Origin of the sequence: Clostridium senegalense JC122 (genome assembly GCF_000285575.1) — a bacterium.
GTDB lineage: Bacteria > Bacillota > Clostridia > Clostridiales > Clostridiaceae > Clostridium_J > Clostridium_J senegalense.
In genome coordinates this window covers 52579-60586 of record NZ_HE611055.1, presented here as the reverse complement: position 1 = coordinate 60586, position 8008 = coordinate 52579, and the positions used below count along the sequence as shown (strand labels likewise).

The following is an 8008-nucleotide window of genomic DNA, read 5'->3' as shown; positions in this document are numbered from 1 at the left end:
TTTTTAAGCATAATGTGAGATAGAAGAAAAGAGGTTAGAAAATGTCAAATTATAATGATTTTGATTTGGATTTAAAAATGGTAAGCGAAAATGGAGCACAAAGTAAGGGTGTATCAGACTATACAGTAGACATAATAACATCAGCATTAACCTGCTGGGTTAAAATATCTAAAGCCCTTAACTGTACTAATGGCAGAGAATGTGCAATGCCAACAAAAGATAGACCAGCTGCATCTTGTCATAGGGCAATGGCTGGAGCTGTACAAGCAAGATGCTAAAAGAAAGAATAAGTAGTTATTATTAAAATATAAGAATAAGAATCTGTCTCATGGTTATAGTTAAAAATAAAATTTGATAATACTAAAGAATCTGTTAAGTAGTTATGAAAAATAGCTTGATTTTTTATAGACTTACTCGCTCTTTTAAAATTGTATAAGTTTGTTTATTTTATTGCATAGTAAATAAATCTGCTTATCAAAACCAAACTTATACAGTTCATGAGAATGATAGCGAGGACATTTTATACTAGTTTTGCTCATTGTTCTTCTCTCCTTTCTAAGGGTATAATTAGTTTTTGATCAAACTTATTGTATTCCATTTTGTTGAGAAGAGCAATGTTCATATAAATTAACATATTGCAATAATATTATAAAGGAATATATAAAACCTGAAATTTCTTAATATGCACAATTTTATTCAAGTAATAGTTTCGAGCCAGGGAAATTTTTAAAATGAACTATTAAAAGTTCAGGAAGAGGATTTATAGAAAAACGATTATACAAACATGTAGATTTAATTACATTTATTAAAATAAATAAGGAAAGGTGAAATAACATTATGATAAATAATGATATATACCAAAAATTACAAAATTATATAGATCATATTTTACATTGCATAAAATCGGATTATGAAAAAAATGAAATTAAATATATATACTATACAGACATATTACATTTATCAGCTATTGCGTACAAAACAGATGAACATAAGGATAAATGGGAAGAAATAGGGTATCAGATGTGCTGTAAGATAAAAGATTTTATTGAAAATTATCACATTTACAAGGATAATGTTTCTATTTTATCAGGATTCGGATATATGTGTTATGCTGTGGAATTGTACTCCAAAAATACAGGAAGGTTAAAAAGATTTTCTAAAAGTATGCATACTCTTTTAATGGAAGAAACAAAATTAATAGCAAAAACATCTCAAAAAAATTATGAACATACTGAAATGGGTAACTATGATTGTGTATCAGGCATTTCAGGAGTGTTATATTATTTGCTTGATTATAGAGGTGATGATGAATTATATAAAGAAACAATAGAAGAGGCTATAAAATATTTAGTGAAGTTAACAAGTACACATAACTATAAGGATGAGATGATTTACAATTTTCATATTCAATCTCAACAACAATTTAATGATGAAGAGAAGGTCTTATATCCAAATGGAAACTTTAATTTTGGTATGGCACACGGTATGATTGCACCTTTAGTGACGCTATCGAAAGCATATAGATATGGTTATAAAGATAAAGGGCTAGAAACTGCTATAAATACTATATTAAAATTTTATAATGATTTTAGAGTTATTAAAAATGGAATTTCATATTGGCCGGGGCAATTGTCTTTTGAAGAATATAAAAATAACAAGGTTGAAGAAGGTAGTATTCATTATGCTTGTAGTTGGTGTTATGGCAATATTGGCATATTACGTGGATTAATGTTAACAGTACAGAATATGGAATTAAAAGATCTAAGTGAGTTTTATAAAAGTGAACTAATAAAAGCATTAGAACTTCCACTAGAACAATTTTATGTAGTAAGTCCGGGTCTTTGTCATGGGTATAGTAGTGTATTAGCAGCTAAAATTTGTTTGATGAATGAGAGTAGTGGACAGATTATGGAGTATGGAATTGATAAGATTATTGATAAGATTATTTCATTAAGTGAATATAGTACGAATCAAGTTCATAAAGATATGTCTTTGATAGAGAATAAAGAGGGAAGATTAGAAGGTTATATAGGTGAGTATTCTTTACTAAGTGGAGTTACAGGTATTGTACTTGTTTTTTTAGAACTGTTATATGGCGTAAATGATTATAAAAAAATACTTATGCTAATTTAAAATTTGTGGAGATGTAAATGAAAAAGAAATTTAATATTAATTACATAGAAACTTTAAATAAGATAACTAGGATTATTTATGATGTGGATAAACGATATATTTATACTGTAATAAGCATAGTTATTATTACCAGTCTGATTCCAGCAACCTCATTAAAAATAATGCAGGAAATTATAAATATGATACAAACCAGTATACAAGATCTGAGAGGGATTTTTATATTGATTATTGCATATTTGAGTTTGGGTTTAATTGAAACTATAATACAAACGATTTGGGGATATTATAAATCTAAGTTTGCTTCTAATTTTAATCTAATTATAAAGAGAGGGATTTTACAAAAAGCTTCAAGGTTACAGCTTCAAGATTTTGAAAAAAGTGAGCTTTACAATATGATTCAAAGAGCGGAACAACAGGGTGATGGTGGATTACTCTCTTATTTTGATAAAGCTTTAAATGTTATAGGTATGCTGATTACTAGCATTTCTTATTTTATAATTGTTTTAAGTTTTAAAAGTTGGGTTGTGCCATTGCTTATTATCATTCCAATAATAAGATTTATGATAAGTACTAAGATTAATAAAGAAGAATTTAATATGGTAAAAAAACGTACAGATGATGAAAGGAAAGCGTGGTATTATAGTTATGTTATTACTTGCGGAATTAATTACAAGGAATTAAAACTTTATGGTTTATTTTCACACTTTATAGAAAAGTTTAATAAATTGGAACGAAAATTCATTAAACAAGATTTGGGGATTTTGCAAAAAAGATTGAAATATTTAATCATTTTTAATATATTTGAACAATTGTTGATAGGGGGACTTTTCTCATATACCATATACTGCGGGTATATCGGAGTAATTTTGATTGGAGATGTGATAACTTATACAAGAGCAATGATTTCATCTAAGAGTGAAATTCAAAGTGTAATTATGGCTTTTTCAGAGTTAAATAAATCTAGTATGTTTATTGAACAGTTATTTGATTTTATGAATCTAGAAGAAAAAAATATAAGTGGAACTATTAAAATTAATCATATAGAATCCATAACTATAAACCACTTATCATATAAATACCATGAAAGTGATAGATATGCTCTAATTGATGTGAATTTAAGCATAAAAAAAGGTGATTTTGTTGCAATTGTTGGGCGTAATGGAAGTGGAAAAAGCACTCTCATGAAGATACTGATGGGATATTATGATGAATATGAAGGAGAAATTTTTATTAATAATATTAACCTTAGAGATATAGAAAAAGATAGTTACTTGAAAAATATTGGGGCTCTTTTTCAGGATTTTACTAAATATGAAGGAACTATAAGGGAAAATGTTTCTTACAGTAATCTAAGTATGATAAATGAAGATAAAAAAATTTATGATGTATGCAGACAATTTGAACTTGAAAAATTAGTTGAAGAACAGGAAAAGGGTATTGATACACAACTTGGATTTTGGTTTGAGTCTGGAAAACAGATTTCATTTGGACAATGGCAGAAGGTAGCACTTTCCAGAACTTTTATAAGAAATGCAGGGTTGTATTTTTTAGATGAGCCTAATGCAGCTTTAGACTCTATTTCTGAGTTTGAAATGTCTCAGCTATATAAAAAAGTGTTCAAAGATAAGATTGGCTGTGTAATAACACATAAGTTCAACAATTTTATAAATAATGCTAATAAAATTATAGTTCTTAAGGAAGGCAAGATTGTTGGTGATGGTAACCATGAATCCTTGCTAATAAATTCTGAAGAATATGAGCAGTTATATAATTTACAAACTTAAAAAGTAATATAGAGAATCAATACTATTCTTAAACTTCTCTCAACAAAAATATTTACTGTAAGCCTTTGTATATAAGAGGTTTACAGTAAATTAATTATATTAGATTTCTAATTTTAGAGATTTATTAAAAATAGCTTATTATCTTGTTTGTAAATTTAAATGTAAAATTATTTAAGTGAAAATTTACTATTATAGTTTTATAAATTTACAATCTAAAATTTTCTAGTTTATAAGAATTATAATTGTTTTTTAAACATATAATTATATTATATAATTTTTTAACTATACATACTGGTTATCTATATTTTGCTATATAATACCTTTCTAACTTCATGAAGAGGTATAAAAATATATCTAATTCAATATCATGATTTTAGAATATACAAATAAAAAGTACATTTTATATTGGAATGTATAAGTAGTGGGAGAGTTTATAAAACAAAAGCTACATTTAAATAAAATTTTATTAATATTTGTAATCGTTTTACTTTTAAAATAAATTATTATATAAAGTTTAACAATTCAAATAAATTTAATTTTATTCAAGAAGAATATAGTATAAAAAATACAACTAAAAACAAGTTCTTAATTAAAATATAAGAATGTTATTCTGAGGAAGTTATAAATATGAAGTCTATAGATAAATTTACAAAATCCATAGAGAGCAAAAAAGTGATGAATTATTTATTATAGCATATGAAAGAGATGGGAAGGTAGAAATTGTAACTTCATTAAAAATTAAATTATGATGGAAATAAAATAGAAGTTTTAGAATATTATGTTTCTAATCAAAAAAATTTAAAGAAAGGGAAATTACAAGATATAAAAAAACAATTATAACTGGAGATAATTTTAGAGCAAGAATATTTGGAACAACAAGTAAATTTCAACCAGTGATGGAGGGAGATATACTATTTCAATATGTTGAAAGTAGCATGATAGAATATGAATAAAATTTTAATTATGAGTGGTAACGGTTAAAGAAATTAAAAAAATCTTAAATTCAAATATATTTATTTAAGTTTAAGTAATTTCTTTTTAATATATGTAAAGACTTAAGGGGGATCATATTTTATGAATAACAAATTGAAGAAAAGTTTATCAAAATTTATAACAATTACACTGTTAGCATCATTAACAGTAGGTTCAATTCCCAATATGGCAAAGGCAGAAGATGTTGAAAAACTTTTAAATATGCCACTAACACTAGAGAGTAAAGGACAAATAATTAACAATTTTAGAAATGATTTAATTCAATCAGACAATATAATTAAAGATAATCAAGATCAAGAAGAAGTTGTTAGAGTAATTATTGAAGTCAATGGAAAGTCAGCACAACAAATGGTCTCTAAGGGATTAAAACCAACAGAAAAAGAATCTGCTCAGGTAGAAGCAGTTCAAAAAACTGTTAGAGATGAAGTTTCAACTATAGAAAGTGTAGAAGTAAGGCATAGCTATACTAATGTATTTAATGGTTTTAGTGCTGACGTAAAAAGAAAAGAAATAAAACAAATAGAGGAAGTAAATGGAGTAAGAAAGGTTACAGAAGCACAAAAATATACTAAAGACATGAATAGCGCAAAAAAACTTACTCAAATAGAAGATATATGGAAAAAATATAGTTTAAAAGGTGAAGGTATGGTTGTAGCTATACTTGACACTGGAATAGACTATAAGCATAAGGATTTTAAAAATCCACAAGATACTAGTAAATTAAAATTAAAAAAAGATGAGATTGAAAAAGTTAAAGCAAGTGGAATTTTAAAGGCTGATAAGAATGCAACTACTTATTTTACTGAAAAAATTCCTTTTGGATATAACTACGCTGATAGAAACGAAGAAATAGTAGATCCAAAATTTCCTCACGGTGCTCATGTAGCTGGCATAGTTGGAGCAGATGGAGATGATAAGCTAATTGCTACTAATCAATCAGTAAAAGGGGTTGCACCTGAGGTTCAGTTATTAGCCATGAAAATATTTTCTAATGGGCCTCTTGGAGAATACACTTATTCAGATGACCAGTTAGCAGCTATAGATGACTCAGTTGCATTAGGTGCAGATGTTATAAACATGAGTATAGGTTCTTTAGCAGGCTATAGAAATGATTCAGACCCAGTTCAGGATGCAATTACAAGGGCTACAGATTCTGGAGTTATGGTTGTAGTTTCAGCAGGTAATAGCTCCTCATCAACAGCTCCTTATGGACTTGGCATGTTAAATGATCAGATAACAGTAGAATCCCCTGCATTAGCTAAAGATGCATTAATGGTTGCAAGTTATGAAAATACTACTGTTGCAGAAAAAGTTATTGTATTTAAAGATGATAAGGGCAAAGTTATAACTGAGGGAAGCTTTAAAGAGCACCAAGTTGATTATAAAGATATGTTTAATAAGAGATATGAAATAATAGATTGTGGACTTGGAAATACAGACGATTGTAAATCTGTTAAAGGAAATGTTGCTCTTATAAAAAAAGGAGAATTAGATTTCATAAATAAAATATTAAATGCACAATCTCATGGTGCAGTTGGTGTAATTATATATAATAAAGACGGTGATGAATCACTTATAGATATGGCAACAGATCCAAATATTAAAATACCAGCTATATGTGTAGGGAACACTACTGGTAAGAAGTTATTAAATGCTATGAAAAAAGATACAGTTTTGTTTAATGGAGATTTAAAAAATGTTTTAAATGAAAATAGTGATAGTTCTGATTTTTCATACTTTAGTTCTTGGGGCCCATCTCCAAGTCTTGAATTTAAACCTCAAGTATCAGCTCCAGGTGGACAAATTTTATCAACTTTAAATGAAGGTGAACATGGGGTTATGAGTGGAACATCTATGGCAGCGCCACATGCAGCAGGTTCAATGGCTTTATTAATGGAAGCTATTAAAGAATATTCACCAGAACTTAAAGGTAGAGAACTAATAGATTATGCTAAAAATATAATGATGAATACTTCAAGTGTTAAAATAGATAAGTTTGCTAAAAATGTTCCTTATTCTCCAAGAAGACAAGGTGCAGGAGTTGTTCAAGTTGAAGATGCTATAAGAAATAGAGTTACTGTAACAAATAATGGGGAAGCATCTGTTGAACTTAAAGAAATAAGAGGAGATAAGGCTATATTTACTTTAGATTTAAAAAACTATGGAAGTGAAGATATAGAATATAAAGTTGAAGAGTTAGGTGGAGTTCTAACTCAAGATGAAAATACTGAATATGGTGAAATGGTAAGAGATAAAGCTTTAAATAAAAAAGATGCTAGCTTAGAATTTAGTAGTGATAAAATTAAAGTTCCAGCTAAGGGAGATGCTAAAGTAGATGTAACATTAAAAATAGGTAGTGGATTATCAGAAGACAGATATTTAGAAGGATTTATTAAATTTACACCTAATAAGGAAAAAGTACCAACATTGGCAATACCATATTTAGGATATTATGGTGACTGGGGTAAGGAAAGTATAGCAACTAATAATGCATGGGATGAAGATAAGCATATATTAGTTGAAACACTAAAAGCAACTGGAGAATATCCAAATGTATTAATTGAAAATTTGGCTGTTACTAAAGTTAATACACATGAGTATATAATGGGAGTTGTAGGTAAGAATGAAGATAAAAGTAATAAATATGATAGCTCTAAAATAGCTATAAGTCCTAATAATGACTCTATAAATGATGTAATTTTCCCAGGTCTATATTTAATAAGAAACGCAAAATCAGTATCAGTGGAGATATTGGATAAAAACAAAAAAAATGTTAGAAATGTGGGCAATAAGGGAAATTACAGTAAAAAAATAATTGGATCTTATTATACGGGAAGAATTCCGGAATTATCTCATGAATTAGCTTGGGATGGAAAAATATTTGATAAATCTAAAGGTAGTTATGTAAATGTTCCAGATGGAAATTACACTTATAAAATTAAATTAAAAGTAGATTATGAGAGTGCACAGGAACAAGTAATAGAAATGCCAGTTAAAGTTGATACAGTTAGACCAAATGTTGAAGTTGTAAAATATGAAAATTTAGAAGATGGTGCTATAAAACTTTATTTTAAAGCTAATGATGAATTATCTGGAAT

Annotated in this window: 4 protein-coding genes; all 4 read left to right on the top strand. The window is 27.5% G+C overall.

Features of this window, described 5'->3' with window-relative positions; translation table 11 throughout:
* Nucleotides 1-41: 41 nt before the first annotated feature.
* On the top strand, nt 42-278 hold the full coding sequence (locus CSGHG_RS17680; protein ID WP_010299071.1) for a hypothetical protein: 237 nt from the start codon (nt 42-44) through the stop codon (nt 276-278).
* 559 nt (nt 279-837) lie between these two features.
* On the top strand, nt 838-2133 hold the full coding sequence (locus tag CSGHG_RS17675) for a lanthionine synthetase LanC family protein (RefSeq protein WP_010299068.1): 1296 nt from the start codon (nt 838-840) through the stop codon (nt 2131-2133).
* Nucleotides 2134-2150: 17 nt separating this feature from the next.
* Complete coding sequence (locus CSGHG_RS17670) at nt 2151-3917, top strand: ABC transporter ATP-binding protein (RefSeq protein WP_010299065.1); 1767 nt, start codon at nt 2151-2153, stop codon at nt 3915-3917.
* A gap of 1074 nt (nt 3918-4991) precedes the next feature.
* Nucleotides 4992-8008 (top strand): S8 family serine peptidase (locus CSGHG_RS21305; protein WP_010299061.1); only part of this gene is annotated, 3017 nt, incomplete at its 3' end.